General features: G+C 73.1%; 18 protein-coding genes. 8 read left to right on the top strand and 10 right to left on the bottom strand.

Annotated elements, in window-relative coordinates:
• Window positions 1–12: 12 nt before the first annotated feature.
• Window positions 13–1,404, bottom strand: coding sequence for a dihydropyrimidinase (gene hydA, locus AB0A97_RS39965; protein WP_361160503.1), 1,392 nt, complete (start codon window positions 1,402–1,404; stop codon window positions 13–15).
• A gap of 334 nt (window positions 1,405–1,738) precedes the next feature.
• Between hydA and AB0A97_RS39960 the strand changes: the two genes are divergently transcribed.
• Complete coding sequence (locus AB0A97_RS39960; RefSeq protein WP_361160499.1) at window positions 1,739–2,317, top strand: TerD family protein; 579 nt, start codon at window positions 1,739–1,741, stop codon at window positions 2,315–2,317.
• Between the two features lie 88 nt (window positions 2,318–2,405).
• Here the strand turns inward: AB0A97_RS39960 and AB0A97_RS39955 are convergent, their stop codons facing one another.
• Window positions 2,406–2,987 (bottom strand): TerD family protein, encoded by a 582-nt coding sequence (locus AB0A97_RS39955; RefSeq protein ID WP_361160496.1) that lies wholly within the window; start codon window positions 2,985–2,987, stop codon window positions 2,406–2,408.
• Between the two features lie 267 nt (window positions 2,988–3,254).
• Complete coding sequence (locus tag AB0A97_RS39950) at window positions 3,255–4,166, bottom strand: helix-turn-helix transcriptional regulator (protein WP_361160493.1); 912 nt, start codon at window positions 4,164–4,166, stop codon at window positions 3,255–3,257.
• A 204-nt stretch (window positions 4,167–4,370) separates the two neighbouring features.
• On the opposite strand from AB0A97_RS39950, the gene AB0A97_RS39945 reads away from it, so the two are divergent.
• On the top strand, window positions 4,371–5,426 hold the full coding sequence (locus tag AB0A97_RS39945) for an NAD(P)-dependent alcohol dehydrogenase (RefSeq protein WP_361160490.1): 1,056 nt from the start codon (window positions 4,371–4,373) through the stop codon (window positions 5,424–5,426).
• 297 nt (window positions 5,427–5,723) lie between these two features.
• The gene (locus AB0A97_RS39940) at window positions 5,724–5,927 is read left to right on the top strand and encodes a cold-shock protein (protein WP_030020385.1); all 204 of its coding nucleotides are present in this window, start codon (window positions 5,724–5,726) and stop codon (window positions 5,925–5,927) included.
• Window positions 5,928–6,087: 160 nt separating this feature from the next.
• Here AB0A97_RS39940 and AB0A97_RS39935 read toward each other — a convergent pair whose 3' ends face one another.
• The 3 genes from AB0A97_RS39935 to AB0A97_RS39925 all read right to left on the bottom strand — a co-directional run bounded on the left by AB0A97_RS39935 (window position 6,088) and on the right by AB0A97_RS39925 (window position 9,507).
• Window positions 6,088–7,434, bottom strand: a complete 1,347-nt coding sequence (locus AB0A97_RS39935) for an aspartate aminotransferase family protein (RefSeq protein WP_361160487.1) — start codon at window positions 7,432–7,434, stop codon at window positions 6,088–6,090.
• Window positions 7,431–8,285, bottom strand: a complete 855-nt coding sequence (locus AB0A97_RS39930) for a nitrilase-related carbon-nitrogen hydrolase (protein ID WP_361160484.1) — start codon at window positions 8,283–8,285, stop codon at window positions 7,431–7,433. Before AB0A97_RS39930 ends, AB0A97_RS39935 begins: the two co-directional genes overlap by 4 nt.
• A gap of 142 nt (window positions 8,286–8,427) precedes the next feature.
• Window positions 8,428–9,507 carry a hypothetical protein gene (locus AB0A97_RS39925; protein ID WP_361160481.1) on the bottom strand — a complete coding sequence of 360 codons (1,080 nt, stop codon included), beginning with the start codon at window positions 9,505–9,507 and terminating at the stop codon, window positions 8,428–8,430.
• Between the two features lie 289 nt (window positions 9,508–9,796).
• On the opposite strand from AB0A97_RS39925, the gene AB0A97_RS39920 reads away from it, so the two are divergent.
• The 4 genes from AB0A97_RS39920 to AB0A97_RS39905 all read left to right on the top strand — a co-directional run bounded on the left by AB0A97_RS39920 (window position 9,797) and on the right by AB0A97_RS39905 (window position 15,574).
• Window positions 9,797–11,353: an FAD-dependent oxidoreductase gene (locus tag AB0A97_RS39920; protein WP_361160478.1), complete on the top strand. Its 1,557-nt coding sequence runs from the start codon at window positions 9,797–9,799 to the stop codon at window positions 11,351–11,353.
• Between the two features lie 208 nt (window positions 11,354–11,561).
• Window positions 11,562–12,761 (top strand): AAA family ATPase, encoded by a 1,200-nt coding sequence (locus tag AB0A97_RS39915; protein WP_361160474.1) that lies wholly within the window; start codon window positions 11,562–11,564, stop codon window positions 12,759–12,761.
• 13 nt (window positions 12,762–12,774) lie between these two features.
• Complete coding sequence (locus tag AB0A97_RS39910) at window positions 12,775–14,394, top strand: VWA domain-containing protein (protein WP_361160471.1); 1,620 nt, start codon at window positions 12,775–12,777, stop codon at window positions 14,392–14,394.
• 247 nt (window positions 14,395–14,641) lie between these two features.
• Window positions 14,642–15,574: an MBL fold metallo-hydrolase gene (locus AB0A97_RS39905; RefSeq protein ID WP_361160468.1), complete on the top strand. Its 933-nt coding sequence runs from the start codon at window positions 14,642–14,644 to the stop codon at window positions 15,572–15,574.
• Here the strand turns inward: AB0A97_RS39905 and AB0A97_RS39900 are convergent.
• The gene (locus AB0A97_RS39900; protein WP_361160466.1) at window positions 15,556–16,356 is read right to left on the bottom strand and encodes a helix-turn-helix domain-containing protein; all 801 of its coding nucleotides are present in this window, start codon (window positions 16,354–16,356) and stop codon (window positions 15,556–15,558) included. The two genes, AB0A97_RS39905 and AB0A97_RS39900, sit on opposite strands and share 19 nt — an antisense overlap.
• A 346-nt stretch (window positions 16,357–16,702) precedes the next feature.
• Here AB0A97_RS39900 and AB0A97_RS39895 point away from each other — a divergent pair, with 346 nt between their 5' ends.
• The gene (locus tag AB0A97_RS39895; protein ID WP_361160463.1) at window positions 16,703–17,407 is read left to right on the top strand and encodes a beta-ketoacyl-ACP reductase; all 705 of its coding nucleotides are present in this window, start codon (window positions 16,703–16,705) and stop codon (window positions 17,405–17,407) included.
• Between the two features lie 239 nt (window positions 17,408–17,646).
• On the opposite strand, the gene AB0A97_RS39890 is transcribed toward AB0A97_RS39895, so the two are convergent.
• From AB0A97_RS39890 to AB0A97_RS39880, 3 genes are all read right to left on the bottom strand, one after another.
• On the bottom strand, window positions 17,647–18,231 hold the full coding sequence (locus tag AB0A97_RS39890; protein ID WP_361160461.1) for a hypothetical protein: 585 nt from the start codon (window positions 18,229–18,231) through the stop codon (window positions 17,647–17,649).
• Between the two features lie 82 nt (window positions 18,232–18,313).
• Window positions 18,314–18,946, bottom strand: coding sequence for a TetR family transcriptional regulator (locus AB0A97_RS39885; protein ID WP_361160459.1), 633 nt, complete (start codon window positions 18,944–18,946; stop codon window positions 18,314–18,316).
• Window positions 18,947–19,008: 62 nt separating this feature from the next.
• On the bottom strand, window positions 19,009–20,604 hold the full coding sequence (locus tag AB0A97_RS39880; protein ID WP_361160456.1) for an amidase: 1,596 nt from the start codon (window positions 20,602–20,604) through the stop codon (window positions 19,009–19,011).
• Window positions 20,605–20,691 lie beyond the last annotated feature (87 nt).

The following is a 20,691-nucleotide window of genomic DNA, read 5'->3' as shown; positions in this document are numbered from 1 at the left end:
CCCTTCCGCTGTTCAGTTCAGGTACTGGCAGGTGCCGCGCGGGGTGTACGCGCCGTGCCCGTCCCGGCCGGTGAACTCGCGCGCGGTGATGACGGGTTCGCCGCGCGACAGGACCGTCTCGACCCGCCCGGTCAGGCGCCTGCCCTCGTAGGCCGAGTAGTCGACGTTCATGTGGTGGGTGGCCGCCGAGACGGTCTGCTCGGCGTGCGGGTCGTAGATGACGAGGTCGGCGTCGCTGCCCGGCGCGATGGTGCCCTTCTTCGGGTAGAGGCCGAACATCCTGGCCGGGGTCGCGCAGGCGATCTCGATCCAGCGCCGCCGGGAGAGATGTCCGTCGACGACGGCCTGGTGCAGCAGGTCCATCCGGTTCTCGACGCCCGGCATCCCGTTCGGGATCTTGGAGAAGTCCCCGCGGCCGAGCTCCTTCTGCCCGGAGAAGCAGAACGGGCAGTGGTCCGTGGACACCACCTGGAGGTCGTTCGCGCGCAGACCGTGCCAGAGTGCCGCCTGGTGCTCCTTCGGCCGCAGCGGTGTGCTGCAGACGTACTTCGCGCCTTCGAAGCCGGGTTCGGCGAGGTTGTCCGTCGACAGGAACAGGTACTGCGGACAGGTCTCGCCGAAGACCGGCAGGCCCTCGTGCCGCGCGCGCGTCAGTTCGGCGACCGCCTCCCGCGCCGACACGTGGACGACGTACAGCGGCGCTCCGGCGACCTGGGCCAGCTTGATCGCGCGATGGGTCGCCTCCGCCTCCAGGAGCGCCTTCCTGACCTCGCCGTGGTACCGCGGATCGGCCTGACCGCGCTCCAGCGCCTGCTGCACGAGCACGTCGATCGCGATGCCGTTCTCGGCGTGCATCATGATCAGGCCGCCGTTGTCACCGGCCCGCTGCATGGCGCGCAGGATCTGTCCGTCGTCGGAGTAGAAGACGCCCGGATACGCCATGAACAGTTTGAACGACGTCACGCCTTCGCCGACGAGCCCGTCCATCTCCTTGAGCGTGGACTCGTTCACATCCGACACGATCATGTGGAAGGCGTAGTCGATCGCGCATTTTCCGTCGGCCTTCGCGTGCCAGGCGTCCAGCCCGGCGCGCAGCGCGGCGCCCTTCGACTGCACCGCGAAATCGATGATCGTGGTGGTGCCGCCCCACGCCGCCGCCTTCGTGCCGGTCTCGAAGGTGTCGGAGGAAGCGGTTCCGCCGAACGGGAACTCCATGTGGGTGTGGGCGTCGACGCCGCCGGGGACGACGTACTTCCCGGTGGCGTCGATGACGCGCTCGGCGGCCCACTGCTGACTGCCCGGGGTGGCCAGTGCCTCGACACGGCCGTTCTCGACCAGCACATCGGCGTGCACTTCTTCGGCGGCCGTGACGACCAGGCCGCCGCGGACGACTGTACGGGTCATGCTTCCGGTTCTCCCTTCCACACACCAGTGGTGCTCGGCGGCGCCGGAAGGGACACGGCCCGGCGTGCTCTGCCGTCCGGGCGGACCGCCCCAGGTGACGCCGCGTCATGACCGGTCTACACCCGTAGAGCGCGGCCGTGCAGCCGACCGTAGAAGCATGTCACCCACCGTGGCAACACCATGACCGCAGTTCAGGGGAGCCGACCGACGGCCGGGCGCTCTTACTTCATTGATTGCGCAACTCGGGAACCCTGCCTTCTCCCGCCGCGTTGCCCGATGGGGGGACAGCACGACACACCGGACCGCACGCACACGCAACAGGAGACACAGCACCATGGGCGTCAGCCTCAGCAAGGGCCAGAACGTCGTCCTCAACCAGGACGGCGCTCCCCTCGCGGACGTCACCGTCGGCCTGGGCTGGGACGCCCGGCCCACCGCCGGCGCGGACTTCGACCTCGACGCCTCGGCGGTCGTCTGCGGCACCGACCAACGCGTCCTGTCCGACGCGCACTTCGTCTTCTACAACAACCTGACCAGCCCGGACGGCGCGGTCCGGCACACCGGCGACAACCTCACCGGCGCGGGCGACGGCGACGACGAGCAGATCCTCATCGACCTGGACCGGCTCGGCGAGGAGACCGGCCAGGTCGTCTTCACCGTCTCCATCCACGACGCCGAGCGGCGCGGCCAGAGCTTCGGCCAGGTCGAGGACGCGTACATCCGCGTCGTGGACAACCTGACGGGCCGCGAGATGTGCCGCTACGAGCTGTCGTACGACGCGGCGGGCGAGACGGCGATGGTCTTCGGCGCCCTCTACCGGCGCGGCGGCGAGTGGAAGTTCCGGGCCATCGGCCAGGGCTACGCGTCGGGGCTGGCCGGTATCGCCACCGACTACGGCGTCAACGTCGGCTGACCCGCGAGACACGGAAGCGGCACACCGAACGACACACGGAAGCGGCACACGGAAGGGCGCGCCCGGACGGGCGCGCCCCGCGTCGTGCCTACAGGTGCGAGGCGATGGCCGGCATCAGGTCCTGGAAGGTACGGCCGTTGGCGGGCTCGCCGATGGCAGCCATCTCCCAGCCGCCGCCGGCCCGGCGCACCTTCGCCATGATCTGCGCGGTGTACGGGCCGCCACCGGTCAGGGTGTAGCGGGCCAGCTCCTGGCCGTTGGTCTCGTCGACCAGGCGGCAGAACGCGTTCTGCACCTCGGCGAAGGTCTGCCCGGTGAAGGAGTTCACCGTGAAGACGATCTGGTCGACCCGAGCGGGCACCCGCTGGAGGTCGACGAGGATCACCTCGTCGTCGCCGCCCTGCCCCGCGCCGCCCACCAGGTTGTCGCCGGTGTGGCGCACGGAGCCGTCGTCGCTGACCAGGTGCTGGAAGAAGACGACGTCGACGGGCTCCTGCCCGGCGAAGAGGACGGCCGAGGCGTCCAGGTCGATCTCGCGGGCCATCAGCTTGGCGAGGAAGCCCTTGCGGGCGGCGGCCTGCCAGCCGAGTCCCATCCGTACGACGCTGAGCTCGCCTCCGCCGGACTTGCTCAGACTGATCTTCTGACCCTTGTCCAGGTTCACGGTCATGTGCTGTCACTCCTGCGTCGGGATGGCGTGCCTTGGGCAGGCGGCGGCCGTCGCCACCGGCCGGGGATCAAAAATCTACAGCACTGTAGAGGTAATGGAGAAGTAAAGACGCGCACGGTGGAGCGGGTGAACACAGACGCCCGGCAGCCGGTACGGGCCGCGGGCACCGGGCGTTCCGCACTTGGCGGGCCCCGCCGGAATGCTCACAGCGGGGCCCAGTCGTACGGTACCCAGCCGGGCGCCCGGGCAACAGGGCGCGTCGCCGTTTCACGGCACCGAGGACACCCGCTCCGCCGGCGGCTGCGGGAGGCGGCGGCCCGGCTCTTCCGCGAGGCGTGCGTCCGACTCCGCCGCCCCTTCCGCCAGCCTGCGCAGCGCCCGCGCCGACGGCGATCCGGGCTCGGCGTGGTACGTGATGAGCTGCTGGTCCGGATCGGCCGGCAGGGCGAGCGTCTCGTACGCGAGCGACAGCGGCCCCACCGACGGGTGCGTCAGCCGCTTCCTGCCGAAGCCCTTGTCCTGGACGTCGTGTGCCGCCCAGATCCGCCGGAAGTCGGCGCTCCGCGCGGACAGCTCGTCGATCAGCGCGCACAGCTCCGGGTCCTCCGGGAACCGGCCGACGTCCCGCCGCAGGTGGGCGACGACATGCGCCGCCTTCTCCGCCCAGTCGGCGTACAGCTCGCGCGCCGCGGGGGCGAGGAAGAGCTGCCAGGCCAGATTGCGCTCCTCGGCCGGCATCGCGGCGAAGTCACCGAGAAGGGCGCGGGCGAGCCGGTTCCAGCCGAGGATGTCCAGCCGCCGGCCGACCACGTACGCGGGGACGCCGTCCATCGCGTCGATCAGGTCCTGGAAGGCGGGACGGATCCGCTGCGGCCCGGGAGCGGGGCGCAGGCGCCGGGGGGCCGGTCCGGCCAGGTGGGTCAGGTGGGAGCGCTCGGCCCGGGTCAGCCGCAGCACGTCCGCGATCGCGTCCAGCACCGCCGTGGAGACGTTCTGTCCCCGCCCCTGTTCGAGCCGTATGTAGTACGCCACGCTGACCCCGGCCAGCTGCGCCAGCTCCTCCCGTCGCAGGCCGGGCACCCTGCGGCGCCCGCCGTGGTGAGCCAGCCCGACGTCCTCCGGCCGGAGCCTGGCGCGGCGGGAGCGGAGGAATTCGCTCAGTTCGGTGCGCTGGTCCATCCCTGAATTATGACGGGCGTCGCCCGGGGAGCGGTATCGACGGCCGACGGGCACCGGGCGCCGTCCGGTCGGGGCGCCGGACGCCCTGGGGTCAGGGGGCGTCACCCCCGTGCCGCCAGGGTGGTCCTCGCAGTAGTAGGAACGCCGAGCGTAGGTTCAACGGGGTACTGGTTGCTCCGGGCATGCAAGTCCACCGTGGAGTACATGAACCGCACCTCTGTTCCCGCATACGCAGCTCCCGCCCCGAAGGCTCCGCTGGAGCGCACCACCATCGAGCGCCGTGAGCTGGGCGCGCACGACATCCTCATCGACATCAAGTTCGCGGGCATCTGCCACTCCGACATCCACACCGTGCGGGCGGAGTGGGGCGACGGCGGGCACTTCCCGATCGTCCCCGGCCACGAGATCGCGGGCGTGGTCAGCGAGGTCGGCTCCGAGGTGACCCGGTACGCGGTCGGCGACCGGGTCGGCGTCGGCTGCTTCGTCGACTCCTGCCGGGAGTGCGAGAACTGTCTGGCCGGCCTCCAGCAGTACTGCACCGGCGAGCTGGGCCAGGTCGGCACGTACAACGCCGTCGGCCGGGACGGCGTGGCCACCCAGGGCGGCTACTCCACCCACCTCGTCATCGACGAGAACTACGCGCTGAGCATCCCGGACAGCCTGCCGCTGGACGCCGCCGCGCCGCTGCTGTGCGCCGGCATCACCCTGTACTCGCCGCTGGCGCACTGGAAGGCCGGCCCCGGCAAGAAGGTCGCCGTCGTCGGTCTCGGCGGTCTCGGTCACATGGGCGTCAAGATCGCCCACGCGATGGGTGCCGAGGTCACCGTACTGAGCCAGTCGCTGCGCAAGCAGGAGGACGGCCTGCGGCTCGGCGCCGACCACTACTACGCCACGTCCGACCCGGAGACCTTCAAGGAGCTGGCGAACAGCTTCGACCTGGTCGTCAACACCGTCTCCGCGCAGCTCGACCTCAACGCCTATCTGGGCCTGCTGCGCACCGACGGCACCCTCGTCCAGCTCGGCGTGCCGGAGCACCCGCTGTCCGTCGAGCCGTTCGCCCTGATCGGCAACCGCCGGTCCTTCGCCGGCTCGCTGATCGGCGGCCTGCAGGAGACCCAGGAGATGCTGGACTTCTGCGGCGAGCACGGCATCACCTCGGAGATCGAGGTGATCAGCGCGGACCGGATCAACGAGGCGTACGAGCGGGTGCTCGCCAGCGACGTCCGCTACCGCTTCGTGATCGACACCGCGACGATCTGACGGCCGCGGGGCCCGGCCCCGCTCCCCGGGGTGCCGCCGCGGCGGCACCCCGGGACACCGCCGACGCGACCCGGGCGACACCCGGAAATCACCGTGGGTACTGTTCCGGCGACTGGTTCCGTGCTACCTTCGAATCAGTTGCAGTTTTGGTACCCATAAACGTTATGTGCGCCTGACGGTATGTGACCGTCGGGCGCATTTTGTTTCTGCCGGTCACATCCGGATGGGCTCAATTGCGGCGACCCTGGAAACCGCGCAGTGCGGAATCCTCAACTGCCTCGATCGAAGGATAAAGACATGGCAACCGGCACCGTGAAGTGGTTCAACTCCGAAAAGGGCTTCGGCTTCATCGAGCAGGACGGCGGCGGCGCCGACGTCTTCGCCCACTACTCGAACATCCAGGCCCAGGGTTTCCGTGAGCTCGTCGAGGGCCAGAAGGTCTCCTTCGACGTCACGCAGGGCCAGAAGGGCCCGCAGGCGGAGAACATCGTCCTCGCCTGACCGACGCGCAGGCCGGCCGGTCCCAGCGGACCGCCGCCGCGACGGTAGGACTGCGTAGACGCGAGCCGGAGCTTCACCCGAAAGGGTAGGTCTCCGGCTCGCGTCTTTTGGTGCGCGGCCCGGGAATCCCTCCGGAACCGATCGGAACCGGCCGGAACATTCAGGCGGACGACAGTCCGCGTTCGGCCGCCCGCAAGGATTCCGTCAAGATCTCGGCGCCTTCCGCCGCCTCCTCGGCGGTCAGCGACAGCGGGGGCGCGATGCGCAGCGCGGCGCCCGCCAGGCCGCCCTTGCCGATGAGCAGCCCGCGCTCCCTGGCGGCCTCCACGACGAGGTCGGCCGCCCGCGGCGACGGTTCACCGGTGTCCGGCGCCACCAGTTCGACACCGATCATCAGGCCGCGCCCGCGCACCTCCCGTACGATCCCGAGCCCGGCGCCGGCCGCCCGCAGCCGCTCGATGAGCGGGCCGCCGACCCGCCGGGCGTTGCCCTGGAGATCGTGTTCGAGGAGGTGGTCGAGATTGGCCAGGGCCGCCGCCATCGTGACCGGGCTGCCGCCGAAGGTGGAGATGGAGTTCGCGCCGAGGCAGTTCATCACCTCGGCGCGGGCGACGACACCGCCGACGGACATGCCGTTGCCGATGCCCTTGGCGAAGGTCAGCAGGTCCGGCGGGCCGTTGCCGGCATGCGCCTGCCAGCCCCAGAAGTGGTCGCCGGTCCGGCCCCAGCCGGTCTGCACCTCGTCGGAGATCCACAGGATGCCGTGCCGGTCCAGCACCTCGCGGAAGGCCGCGTAGAGCCCGTCGGGCGGCGAGGTGAAGCCGCCGACGCCCTGCACCGGCTCGGCGATCAGCGCGGCGACACCTGCCGTCTGGCCGAGCAGGTCCTCCAGGTCGGCGACGCAGGCATCGATGTACGCGGCGTCGGACAGCCCGGCGTACGGGCCGCGGGTGCGCACGCCACCGTGCACGTACAGCGTCTGGAGCGGCGAGAGGCCGGTCGGTGACCAGGCGCCGTTGCCGGTGATGCCGACGGTCGAGAAGGACCGGCCGTGGTAGCTGTTGCGCATCGCCAGGATCTGGTTCGAGCCCCGGTACGCCGTCGCCAGCAGGAGCGCGGTGTCGTTCGCCTCCGTACCGGAGGTGGTGAAGAAGACCCGGGCGTCGGGGATGCCGGAGAGCGCAGCGATCCGCTCCGCCAGGTCCACCATGGGGCGGGAGAGGTAGAGCGTCGAGGTGTGCAGGATGCGGCCCGCCTGGTCGGCGACCGCCTTGGTCACCTCGGGCAGCGCGTGGGCGGTCATCGTGGTCAGGATGCCGCCGAAGAAGTCCAGGTAGCGGTTGCCGTCCGCGTCCCAGACGTGGCGGCCCTCGCCGTGCGTCAGCTCGATGGGCCGCTCGTACAGCAGCGTGAGCCAGTCCGGCAGGACGGCGCGGTGCCGGGAGCGCAGGTCGGCGGCCGGGCCGGGGGTCCCGGAGCCGTTCCGGGGCGCGCGCTGGGCCGTCATGGCCGGACCAGGCCCTCGTACGCGTCGGGGCGGCGGTCGCGGTAGAAGGCCCACTGCTGCCGCACCTCGTCGATCAGGCCGAAGTCCAGGTCGCGGACGACCAGTTCCTCCTTGGTGTCGCTGGCGACCCCGCCGACGAACTGCCCGCGCGGGTCGACGAAGTAGCTCGTCCCGTAGAAGTCGTTGTCGCCGTACTCCTCCACGCCGACCCGGTTGATCGCCGCGACGAAGTACTCGTTCGCCACCGCGGCGGCGGGCTGTTCGAGCTGCCAGAGGTAGGCGGACAGGCCACGGGAGGTGGCGGAGGGGTTGTAGACGAGCTGCGCGCCGTTCAGGCCCAGCTGGCGCCATCCCTCGGGGAAGTGGCGGTCGTAGCAGATGTAGACGCCGATCCGGCCCACGGCGGTGTCGAAGACCGGCCAGCCGAGGTTGCCCGGCTTGAAGTAGTACTTCTCCCAGAAGCCCTTGACCTGCGGGATGTGGTGCTTGCGGTAGGTGCCGAGCACGGTGCCGTCGGCGTCGATGACGGCGGCGGTGTTGTAGTAGAAGCCGGACTGCTCGACCTCGAAGACCGGCACCACGATCACCATGCCGGTCTCGCGGGCCAGCTCCTGCATCCGGCGGGTGGTGGGGCCGTCCGGCACCGGCTCGGCCCAGCGGTAGTGCTCCGGCTCCTGCACCTGGCAGAAGTACGGGGCGTTGAAGACCTCTTGGAAGCCGATCACCTGCGCGCCCTGCGCGGCCGCCGCCCTGGCGTGCTCCTCGTGCTTCGCGATCATCGAATCGGTGTCGCCGGTCCAGGACGCCTGAACCAGTGCGGCGCGTACGACGTTACGGACAACATCGGCCATGAGCTGCTCCTTCGTCGAGCCGTCGGCCACGGGCCATGCGGATCTACGCGTGTGGAGGCGACCGTAGGCCCCGTGCAGCGGCGAGGCAAGACCATCTCCCCCGAGGGCGGGACGCGGGGCCGGACCGGCCGCCGGGCCGGCGTCAGCTTCTCGGGCCGCCGGCGCGCAGGGCGTGGCTGATGTCGCGGTGCCGGTGCGGCGAGACTCCGGCGGCGGCGTCCAGGAGCAGCGGGGTCAGCTCGCCCGGCGCGCTCGCGGTCGCCTCCACCGCCTCCTCGGGGGTACGGGCCCGGACGAGCGCCGCGAACAGTTCCCTGGCCTGGACCGGGCGGCCCGCGCCGAGCAGCGCCAGCGCCGTGTGCGCCACTTCCTCGACGGGGCGGGTGACGCCTTGGCGCAGCAGGCGTGCGCTCTCGGCCGTACGCCCGGCGGCGGCGAGCGCGTCGGCGGCAGCGGCGAGCCGGGCGGGCGGCAGACAGGCCGCCTCCCAGAGCAGCGTCGGCACTTCCGTCACCAGCCCGGCGTGCTCCAGCTCCGCGATGAGCAGCGGCAGCTCGGCGGGGGGCGCGTGCGCGGCGGCGCACAGCAGGGCGTGCGCCTCCCCGCCGCGCCCGGCCGCCCGCAGCCGCGCGAGCCGGGCGGCGCTGGTGGAGGTGCGAGGGGCGGCGGGGGCAGGGGGCGGGGTGGGGTGCGGGGACGGGCGGGGTGCCGCCGCCTGTTCGGCCAATGCGTCGATACGGGCCTGGAGTTCGCGGGCCCGGGCCCCGGACCGCGCGTGGTCGTCGCGGGCCCAGGCCAGTTCGCCGGTGAGCCGCTCCGTCCCGGGGCCCCCGGCCGCCACCCGGAGTTCGGCGAGCAGTTCCCGGCCGCGGAGCGCCGCGTACTGCCGTTCGCGCAGCATCACGTCCAGCCGGTCCTCCAGCCGGGCAAAGGCGTCCGGCCGGGCGTCGTACGCCGCGACCGCCTCGTGGTGGAGCCTGCGTGCCCGTGGCCCGGCGGTACGTACGGTGTGTGCGCCACGCCGTTCGGCGAGATCGTGCAGCAGCGATTCCACGACGTCCCAGGGCGGTACGTCCCTCCCGTCCAGGCAGGCCCGTACCCCTTCGGGGTCGCGGAGCGTGAAGACCCCGTACCACCCGGCCGTCTCGTCGAGCAGCCGGGTCAGCCCGCGCAGGAACCGCGCGAACTCCTCCACCGGCGTCCCCGGTTGTTCCCCTGCCACGGTCCGCTCTCCCTCCCCCCGGCCCCCGTACACCCGCCCGTCCCCACCCCACGCCCGCACCGCACTCGGCACCAGCCGGGTTTCGGCCTGGATCGCGGTCGGGCCGCGGCCGGTTTGCGCGGGCCTCCCGCACGGGTGGCGCGGAGGTCCGCCGTTCTCGGTGGTGGGGCCCGGTCCGCGGACCTGGCCGATACGCACCGGTCCGCCGGCGCGAGCGGCCGCAGGTCCGTCCGGGGGAGCCGGGGCGCGGCCGTGCTTCGGGCGGGTCCGGCGGGGCACCCGCTGTCGTATGACCGACAACGGCAGTCGCACGACCGACCACGGTGGACCGTCCGGCCTGGGCGAGTCGTACTGGATCGCCACCACACCCGGCACGTCCCACCCGCCGCTCACCGAGGACGCCGAGGCCGACGTCACGGTGATCGGCGCGGGGATCGCCGGGCTGAGCACGGCCTGGGAGCTGGCCAGGATCGGCCGCCGTGTCGTCCTGCTGGAGGCGGACCGGATCGCCGCCGGGGTCACGGGCTGCACGACCGCGAAGCTCTCCGCGCTGCACACCCTGGTCTACGACCGGCTGCGCCGCACCCGCGGCCCCGAGGGAGCCCGCCACTACGCGCGGTCCCAGCAGGGCGCGGTCGAGCACGTCGTCGAGACCGCCCGGCTCCTCGGTGTCGACTGCGACCTGGAGCGCGGGCCCGCCTTCACGTACGTACGGGACCCGGAGGGCACCGGACAACTGCGCGCCGAGGCGGATGCCGCCCGCGCGGCCGGGCTGCCGGCCTCCTTCGTCACCGAGACCGGGCTGCCGTTCCCCGTGGCGGGCGCGGTGCGGGTCGAGGACCAGGCCCAGTTCCATCCGCGCAAGTACCTGCTCGCGCTGGCGGAGGACTTCCGCTCCCGGGGCGGCGTCATCCACGAGCGCACCCGGGCCACCGGCCTGCACGAGGGGTCGCCCTGCCGGGTGACGACGGAGACGGGCGCCACCGTGACCTCGCGGGACGTCGTGGTCGCCACCCACTACCCGGTCTTCGACCGTGCCCTGCTGTTCACCCGTCTGTCGCCGCGGCGGGAGGTGGTGGTGGCCGCCCCGATCGACGCCGGCCGCGACCCGGCGGGCATGTACATCACACAGGAGGAGGGCAAACGGTCCGTCCGTACCGCGCCGTACGGCGACGGACAGCGGCTGCTCATCGTCACGGGCGAGACCTTCAAGCCGGGCACGGCCGACGCCGGCGAGAAGTTCGCGGCGCTGACCGCCTGGACGCACCGGCACTTCCCCGGTACCGAGGTGGCGTACCGGTGGGCCACCCAGGACAACGACGCCACCGACACCGTTCCGCTGATCGGCCCGTTCCACCCGGGTGCGCGGCACACCTACGTCGCCACCGGGTTCGGCGGCTGGGGCCTGAGCGGCGGCGTGGCCGCCGGCCGCCTGCTGGCCGGACTGATCGCCGGGGACCCGCCGCCGTGGGCCGGCCTGTACGACCCCCGCCGGCTGTGGAGCGCCGTACGGGAGGCCCCCGCCTTCCTCAAGCACCAGGCCGAAACCGGCCTGCACTTCGTCGGCGACCGGCTGCGCTCCACGCACGTCGACTCGGCGGCGGACGTCGCGCCCGGCACCGGCGCGGTCGTACGGGTGCGGGGCCGCCGCTGCGCGGTCTACCGCGACGAGGACGGAACGGCCCGCGCCGTGTCGGCGCGCTGCACCCACCTGGGCTGCCTGGTCGCCTTCAACGCGACGGAGAAGGCGTGGGAGTGCCCCTGCCACGGCTCGCGCTTCGCACCGGACGGCTCGGTCCTCCAGGGCCCGGCCACCGAGGCGTTGGAGGCGCGGGAGGTGGAGTAGGCGGGACGTGGTCCCGGAAGCGCCCTCCGGATTTCGCGCTATCTTGCTCGGACAAAGGTCCGCTTCCGAGATCAGCCCGGCGCCACCGCCGTCCCCTCGGCCACGCGTCACTTCGCCGTGGCTCCCGGGCCCCCGGGGAAACCGGGGGAACCCGGATATAAGGGCCGTCTCGTCAGCCCGGCAGGGTGTCGCAGGCAGGGAGTTGAGGATGGTCGCGGAGGGCGCGCCGGCCACGGCCGGGAGACTGCGGGCGATCAGCGAGGAGCTGTCCGACCGCTTCTACGAGCGGGCCGACGTGGTGCGGACGCTGGTGGTGGCGCTGCTGGCCGGGCAGCACTCGCTGGTGCTCGGGCCGCCCGGCACGGCCAAGTCCGAGCTGGCCAGGGAACTCACGGGCCGGATCGAGGGAGCGGCCTACTGGGAGATCCTGCTGTCGAAGTTCACCGCGCCGACGCGGATGTTCGGCCCCGTCGACGTCGCCGCGCTGGCGCGGGGCGAGTACCGCCAGGTGTACGAGGGCCGGGCCACGACCGCGCACGTCGCGTTCATCGACGAGATCTTCAAGTGCTCCACGGCGGCGCTGAACGAGACGCTGGGCTATCTCAACGAGCGGATCTACCATCCCGAGAGCGGCGGTGCACCGATCCACTGCCCCTTGATCGGGGCCATCACGGCGAGCAACGAACTGCCGTCGGGCGAGGACACGGCAGCGATCTACGACCGGCTGCTGGTGCGGATCGAGGTCGGGTACCTGGAAGACCCCGCGAACTTCGCCGCGCTGGTCCGCTCCGCCGTCCGCCGCCCCGCGGCACCGCAGCGGACCACCGTCGCCTTGGCCGCGTTGCAGCACGCCGTGACCGCCGCGGTCCCGGCCGTGGACGTCCCCGACGCGATCGTGGACGCGGTGTGCACACTGCGGGCCGCCCTGCGCCGCAAGGAACTCGTCGCCTCCGACCGTCGCTGGCGGCAGGCGGTGGGCCTGCTCCAGGCGTCCGCCTACCTCGACGGCCGCGCGGCGGTCGCCGAGAACGACCTGTCGGTACTGACGCACGTACTGTGGGACTCCCCCGCCCAACGCCCGATCGTCGAGCGGGAAGTGCTGCACCTGGTCAACCCGGACGCCAAGGAGGCGCTCGACCTGGCCGACACCATCGAGGAGCTGGAGACCGAACTCGACGCGATGGCCGGGCAGTCCCGCGAGGCGCTGAGCGACTGGGTCATCAAGAACGCCCACCACAAGCTCGCCAGGGCGGGCCAGCGGCTGGAGAAGCTGCGCGAGGAGGCGGCGGGCGCCGGGCGTTCCACCGCCGCGATCGACCGGGTGGCCGGCCGCCAGCGCGCCGTCCGCGCCCGCGTCCTGACCGAGGCCCTCGGCGTGGACGCGAGCATGGTGCAGGTCAGGCGCTGAGGGGTTGCGGATCATGGGTGGGACACCGGGCCGGCTCGACGCGCTGGTGAGCCGGGCCGGGGCGTGGCTGGGCCGGTCCGGCGCGGTGTCCGGGCAGCACACCACGGCCGTGGTCGCGGACCGGTTCGACCGGTTCACCTGGCGCGACACCTACGCGCAGGCGGCCGGGCTGCGTGAGCTGGCCGAGGAGCTGGGCGGGCACCACGACGGCAGCGCCGACCTGCTGACCGACGTGTTCCTGGCCGCCTACAAGACCGGCCCGCGGCTGCGGGGGCCCGCGGAGATGGCTCCGTCCCGGCTGGTCAACCACCAGGTCGTCAGCTCACTGGTGGAGTCGCCGGAATTCGCCGAGCTGCACCGGGAGACGGCCGGCGACCCCTACGCCGCCGCCATGGCCGTACTCGCCCAGGCAACCGCGCTCCGCCGGATGCTGGAGCACGCCCGGGGCGCCCAGACACGGGCCGAGCGGGCGCAGCGGGCCCGGCAGGCCGCCGACGGCGCGGTGGCCGCCGTGGGCGAGGCACTTCGGCAGGCCGCCGAAGGGGCCGCCGAGGACGGCACCGTACCGGGCCCGGCCGCCGACGCCGTACTACAGGCGGTCGAGGCCGCGGAAGCCGCCGAGGCCGCCGGGCGGCGGGCCGCCCAGGGCGCCGCGCAGGCCCGCACGGCGGCGGCCCCCGGCATCCGTGCCGCCGCCGGGAACGCGGTGGCGGAGGCGGCCGAGACCGTGCAGGAGGAAGCCGCGCTGATGCGGGCCTGGGGAGTCGGGGCCGGCGAACTGGAACGGCTGCCGTTCGACGAGCGCGCCCGGCTCGCCGAGCGGCTGCGCACCAGCCGCCTCGCCCGGTGGGCCGACCTGATCGGCCGCTTCCGGCAGATGGCGAGCGGTGAGCGCGCCCGCAAGGTCGAGAACACCGCCGGGGAGCTGGTCGGCATCACACTCGGCGACGATCTGTCCCGCATCGTCCCCTCCGAGCTGGCCAGCCTCGGCCTGCCCGCGCTGCGCGCGGTGTTCGCCGCACGCTACGCCGCCGGGGAGCTGATGCTCTACGACAGTCAGGGAGAGCAGACCGCCGGACAGGGCGCGATCATCGCGTGCGTCGACACGTCGCACTCCATGTACACGGAAGGGCCCGGCGGCGGCACCCGGGAGGCGTGGGCCAAGGCATGTGCCCTGGCGCTGCTGGACCAGGCCCGGCACGCCGGGCGTGACTTCGTCGGCATCCTGTTCTCCGCCGCCGACAGGCTCCGGGTCTTCCGCTTCCCGGCCGGCGAACCGCCCGGCATCGACCGGATGCTCGCGTTCGCGGAATCCTTCCTGGGCGGCGGCACCAGTTACCAGACGCCCCTGTCGGCCGCCCGGGAGCTGCTGGAGGAGGAGTTCGGCGACGCCGCCCGCAAGCGCGGCGACATCGTGCTGCTCACCGACGACGAGTGCGACGTCACCGAGGAATGGACGCGCGACTGGAACGACGCCAAGCGCCGGCTGGGCTTCCGGGTCTTCGGGGTGGCCATCGGCGCGCCGGGCGCCGCCGAGACCGGTTCGGTTCTGGAGGCCCTGTGCGACAACCTCCGCTCCGTCGAGGATTTCACCGATGTGCACACCGCCGCCGATCTTTTCCGGGTGATCTGACGCCGCCTCCCGGACGGCGCCGCGGGTGAGACTGATCACCGTGCCGCCCGCGCCGCCCCCGGCACAGGCCGCACTATCAGCCGCAACGCGAGGAATCAGCCATCTTGAGTGGGTGTTTCCCCCAGGTGGTGAGTACATTGGCCCCTTGCCGGCCGGGGTGTCCTCGTCCGTCGGGGTGCACCGCCGGGCCCGTACGCCGCGCCGACGGCGGCAGCGGCCGGCCCGCCCACGAGAGAATGGACCTTCCTTGAGCACGCCCCGCCTCGTCCCGCTGTCCCCGACCACCTGGGCGTGGACGCACGACAGCACCGCCTGGGGATTCAGCAACTGCGGGCTCGTGGCGTCCGACGGCGAAGCGCTCCTGATGGACACGCAGTTCACGCTGCGGGCCACCCGGGAGCTGCTGGACGCGATCGCCGGCGCCGTACCGGACGCGACGGTGACCACCGTGGTCAACAGCCATCAGAACGGCGACCACACCTGGGGCAACGAGCTGGTCGCGGACGCGGAGATCATCACGTCCGAGGCGTCCGCGGCGCACCTGTGCCAGGAGATGACCCCGGACATGCTGGCGGCCCTCAGCCGCAGCGAGCCGACCACCGCGGTCACCGCCTACGCCGTCGAGCACTTCGGCGTGTTCGACTTCGGCGGCATCACCGTCACCCCGCCGACCCGTACCTTCACCGGCAGCCTGGACCTCACCGTCGGCCGCACCGCGGTACGGCTGCTCGACCTCGGCCCCGGGCACAGCGCGGGCGACGTCGCGCTGCACGTCCCCGAGGACGGGGTGGTGTTCACCGGTGACGCGCTGTTCGACGGCGGCCACATGATCGTCTGGTCGGGCTCGCTCACGTCCTGCGTCACCGCCTGCGACACCCTGCTGGCCACCGGCGCCACGACCTTCGTGCCCGGCCACGGCCGGATCACCGACCGGGCGGGCGTCACGGCCTTCCGCGACCGGCTGTCCCGGATCATGGACACGGCCACCGCCCACGCCCGCAGGGGTACGGAGCTGGCCGAGGCGGCCCGGCTGGTCCAGCAGGAGTACGCCGGCGGCCTGGCGCACCCCGAGCGGCTGTTCACCGCGGTCGCCGCGGCCTACCGGGAGGCGGGCGCGGAGAACGTCCCGTCCACCACGTTCGAGCTGGTCGAGGGGATGGCTCAGCTCGCCGCCGGATAGTCGCACGGCACCACCAGCATGAACCGCTGCGTACGGTCGCTGAGCGGCGCGAAGCAGCGGAAGGTGACCTCGAACTCCTCGTCCCCGTGGCCGGGCAGGTACAGCCAGCGCCGGTCACCGTCGGGGTGGGTGACGGTCGTGAGGTCGTCGGTGAGCAGCCGGGCCGCGACCTTGTCGCGTTCCTTGATCTCGGCGACGACCTCCGCCAGCCTCCGGTTGTCCGGCTGTTCCGCGGCGGCCAGCCGGAGCTGCGACGCCATCGGCTTGGCCCAGGACTCCTCCCAGTCGATCAGTTGGAGGCGGGCCTCGGGGTAGGTCAGCGCCCAGATCATGACGTTGACGCCGTGCTTCATCCACGGCCAGTCCTGCTCGCACGCCGTGTTGTACAGGAGCACGTCCCACGCCGCGTCGGACAGGTACGCCGGCCAGGGCTGCACCTGGATGAGCGCGGACGTGGACGGGTCGACGAAGCCGTCGGGGCGGTACAGGGGCGGCGGTACCTGGCCCCGCGCGTAGACGAAGAGGGTGTGCCGCTGGGCCTCGTCGAGGTCGAGGATGCGCACGATGCGCTCCAGCCATTCGGCCTTCGGCCGCTCGATCCTTCCCGACTCCAGCCTGCGGTACCAGCCCTCGGTGACCCCGGTGAGCGCCGCCGTCTCGGCCTGGGTGACGCCGCGCCGGTCCCGGTGGCCGAATGTGGCGGTGAAACCGGGCACCTGGGTGGGGTCCCGGCGGCTGCGCCAGTTGCGCAGGAAGTCACCGAGCAGGTGCTTACTGGACATATATTGCCAAACTCCCCGCGGGATTCGGTAAAGGGATCGAAAAGTTACGGCCGACTTTAACCCGGCGTCGCTACGCGCCGGACCCGTCCCTCCCCGGCCCGCCCGCCCCGCAATGTGCAGTAAATCCAGCAAATCACCCCATCCCACTCTCCGGACCGGCACCGTGCCTACCGGAACTCCTGGTGCCGGTCACCGCAGGTGACCGGCGCCGGACGAGAACGATCAATCGGTTTGTGCCAGAGTGACTGACCGCGCGAGGGCACCCGCGCCGCGGCATCCCCGCGGCCGCACCGCCACCGCGCCGCCGGCGGGAGCCGGGCGTCCCAGCAGCAACCGAGAGGCATCCATGAGCCGCAGCGTCTTCATCACCGGTGGCAACCGGGGTATCGGGCTGGCGATCGCGGAAGCCATGGCCGCCGACGGGGACAAGGTCGCCGTCACGTACCGCTCGGGCGAGCCGCCGGCCGGTGTCCTGGGCGTCCCCTGCGACATCACCGACCCGGAGCAGGTCGAGGCGGCCTTCCGCCAGATCGAGGAGGCGCACGGCCCGGTCGAGGTCCTGGTGGCCAACGCCGGCATCACCCGCGACGCCCTGCTGATGCGGATGTCGGAGGACGACTTCGAGGCCGTCGTGGCGACCAACCTCACGGCCGCGTACCGGCTGGCCAAGCGCGCCACCCGCGGCATGCTGCGGGCCCGCAAGGGCCGGATGGTCTTCGTCGGCTCGACCGTCGGCCTGCGCGGCGAGGCCGGCCAGGCGAACTACGCGGCGGCCAAGGCCGGACTCGTCGGCCTGGCCCGCTCCCTCGCCCGCGAACTGGGCTCGCGCAACATCACCGCCAACGTGGTCGCCCCCGGCCTCACCCGGACCGACATGGCCGCGGCGCTCCCCCAGGAACGCCTGGACGCCATGGTCGAACAGATCCCCCTGGGCAGAATGGCCCGCCCCGAGGACATCGCCGCGGCGGTGCGCTGGCTGGCCGGCGACGAGGCGTCGTACATCACCGGGGCCGTCGTCCCGGTGGACGGCGGCGCCGGCATGGGCCACTGAGCCCCGCGCGCAGCCGCACACTTTCACCACATCCCCGCGCCCTCTCCGGCGCGGGCGGACAGACCTGTCCCCACGAGGGGCGGTGCCGTGAGTGCTTGGACGGGGGTCAGGCGCTCACGCACCGGGGGACGGCGGGGAGCCTGTGAGACGCCGGTCGCCGGCGTCTCACAGGCACAGCACGGACGGCCGCGACCGGCCGCCGCCCCGGCGCGGTACGCCGACTCGTCCGACGGGCGGGCTCAGTGGCCGCCCCGGGGCTCCTCGCAGCCGCCCTCCATGTAGGCGCCGTGCGGCTCGATGTCGAGCGGCGGGCCCAGACGGCCGGTGAGGCACGGGCCGTCCGGGAGGGACAGCGTGAAGCCGAGGGAGCCGCCCGAGCGGTGGACGCCGGTGCCGTCCTCCGGGTAGGCGAGCCGTTCGAGCAGCGCCGCGAGGTCCCCCTCGTCGCGTACTCCGCCCGGACCGGCCTTCCGCAGCTCGGCGGTGATGCGTTCGGCGTGCGCGGCGCCCCGGCAGCGGGCGTTCGGCGTGAGCTGCACCGCCTGCTTGTAGCCGTGGTTCTCCGCGTAGCGCGAGTTCTCGGGGTCCTGGGCGACGCCGCCCGGCGGATCACTCGCCGGAGGGCTCGGGAGACGCGTGGAAGCGCCCGCACAGCGGGCGGCGATGTCCTGGAAGAGACGGGAGCCGGTGGCGTGCTCCGGGCCGGTGGCAGGCTTCGAACCGGTCGTGCCCTCAGCCCCGGTGGCGCGCTCGGTGCCGCAACCGGTCAGCGTCAGCAGCGCGGCAGCGGCTGCGGCCGCTCCCGCTGCGGCCAGGCGTTTCACAGATCACTCCGATAGGGCTGGGGCACTGCGGACAAGGGCAGATTGTGCCCGTACGCGCCGTAACGGTCATGAGTACGCGTACTCAGACGCCGCGGTCCCGCGACGCGGGGACGGAGGCGGGGGCCGCCGGTGCCGCGCCCCTGGCCAGCAGCAGCAACGCGTCGACCAGGTCCTCGGCGGTCGAGCCGGTGGCCAGATGCCGCAGTTGCTGCCCCGTGACCAGGGCGACCACGGTGCCCGCCAGGCGCTCGGCGCCGGCGACGCCCAGCGCCGTCAGGATGCGGGCGGCGAGCCGGTCGTACGCGGCGAAGCACTCGGCGGCCGCGGCCCGCAGCCGCTCGTCGCGGCCCGCCTGGACGTACAGTTCGAACGGCGCGATGTGCTCGCTGTCGAACTCCGTGCCGCCCGCGACCTGCCCGACCAGCGCGGCGGCCTCGGGCAGCCCGATCCGGTCGAGGCGGCTGTCCGCCGCCAGTTCGGTGAACCGCCGGGTCTCCTCGGCGACGAACCGCAGCAGGCTCTCCCGCAGCAGGTCGTGCTGGGTCGCGAAGTGGTACGTCACCGACCCCGGCGAGACACCGGCCTCCCTGGCGATGCGCCGGTTGGTGACGGCAGCGACACCGTCGCGGCCGATGATGCGCAGGACGGCGCCGATGATGCGATGCCGGGTGTCTCCCGCCCGCTTCGGCGCGCCGGAGGGGCCCGGCTCCCGCACCGGCCCGGCTTCCGTACGTCTCGGTTCGGCTTCCGTACGTCTCGGCCCGGCCTCGCGCGCCGTCACCGGCCCACCGCGTCCGCAGGACCGGATCCGCCCACCGTGTCCGCCGGCCCGGGCCCGCCCACCGTCCGGAACCGGTCCACCACCACCTTCGGACCGCGCGGCCGCGCCCGCCCCCGCACCCCCGAGCCGCCGTCCGTCGCGGGCACCGGCACCGCGCCCTCCGCCGCGCCCTCCACCGCCGCCGCTTCGGGCCACCGTTCGTACCAGCGCAACTCCGCCTCCAGTTGGGCCGCCACCGAGATCAGCAGGGGCTCCGAGTGGGCGGGGCCGAGGAGTTGGGCGCCCAGCGGGAGCCCGCCGACGGTGAATCCGGCGGGGACGCTGACGCCCGGCCAGCCGAGGACGTTCCACGGCCAGGCGTACGGGCACGCGGCGATCATGGCCCGGTCGGTCTGCCAGCCGTTCATCCGCGCGAGCGTGCCGATGCGCGGCGGCGGCGCGGCCGTGGTCGGTGTCAGGACGAGGTCGTACGGGCCGAACAGGGCTCCCACGCGCCCGTGTTGCCTCCGTTCCGCCACCCGGGCCCGGCGCAGCACGGGCCCGCCGAGCAACCGCCCCAGCCGGGCCGCCTCACGCGTCCGGCGGTCCAGCAGCGCGCGGTCGGGCGCCCGCGCCACCCATTCCCGTACGCCCGCCGTCGCCCGCGGCACGAAGGCGAGGCCGATCAGCCCGTAGTCCGGTTCGGCCTCCTCGACGTGGTGGCCTAGGCCCGCGAGGGTGCGGGCGAGGGCGGTGACGGCGGACCGCACCTCCGGATGGAGCGGTTTGGGCGTACCGGTGAAGGCCGGTTTCCAGGAGAGCGCGATCCGCAGCCGTCCCGGGTCGCGGTCGGCCGCCGCGCGGGCCGCGACCGGGCGGGGCCGGTGCAGGTCGCCGTCGTGGTGGCCGGCGGCGGCGTCGAGCAGGAGGGCCGCGTCCCGGACCGTACGGGCCAGCGGGCCCAGCACCGTGATGCCCTGGAAGGATTCCGGGTCGGGCCAGGTGGAGATGCGGCCGCGCTGGGGCTTGATGCCGACGAGGTGGGTCCAGGCGGCGGGGATACGGACCGAGCCCGCGCCGTCCGTGCCGAGGGCGGCCGGGACCAGGCCCGCGGCGACGGCGGCCGCCGAGCCGCCCGACGAACCGCCGGGCGTGTGGCCCGGGTTCCAGGGGTTGCGGGTGTCGCCGAAGGCGGGTCCTTCGGTGAACGGCCACTGCCCCAGCTCGCACGCGTTGGTCTTGCCGACGACGACCGCGCCGGCCGCGCGGAGCCGCCGTACGACTTCGGCGTCCGCCCGCTTGGGCGGGAACTCCCCGGCGCACCCGAACGCGGTGGGCTCGCCCGCCACATCGGTGTCGTCCTTGACCGCGACCGGCACGCCGAGCAGCGGCAGCCGCTCGCCCGCGGCCAGCCGCCGGTCGGCCGCGGCGGCCTCGGCGAGGGCTGCCTCGGCGCGCACCCGGCGGAAGGCGTTGACCGTGTCCTGGGTGGCGTCGATGCGGGCCAGCGACCGGCGTACCAGCTCGGCCGAGGACACCTGTCCCGCCGCCAGCGCCGCGGCCTGCTCGGCCAGTCCTTCGTACTCCCTGGTGCCGGTGTCCCGTATGCCCATGGCTCCCCCTCGGCGGCACTGTTCGTTCGAACGAACAGCTTCGACGGTAACCGGGGGCCGCGCCCGCTTCAACGGCACGCCCGCTTC

Source organism: Streptomyces sp. NPDC045470 (genome assembly GCF_040646595.1).
Lineage (GTDB): Bacteria > Actinomycetota > Actinomycetes > Streptomycetales > Streptomycetaceae > Streptomyces.
Note: the sequence above shows the minus strand (reverse complement) of the source record. Positions and strands in the feature narration are given on the sequence as shown.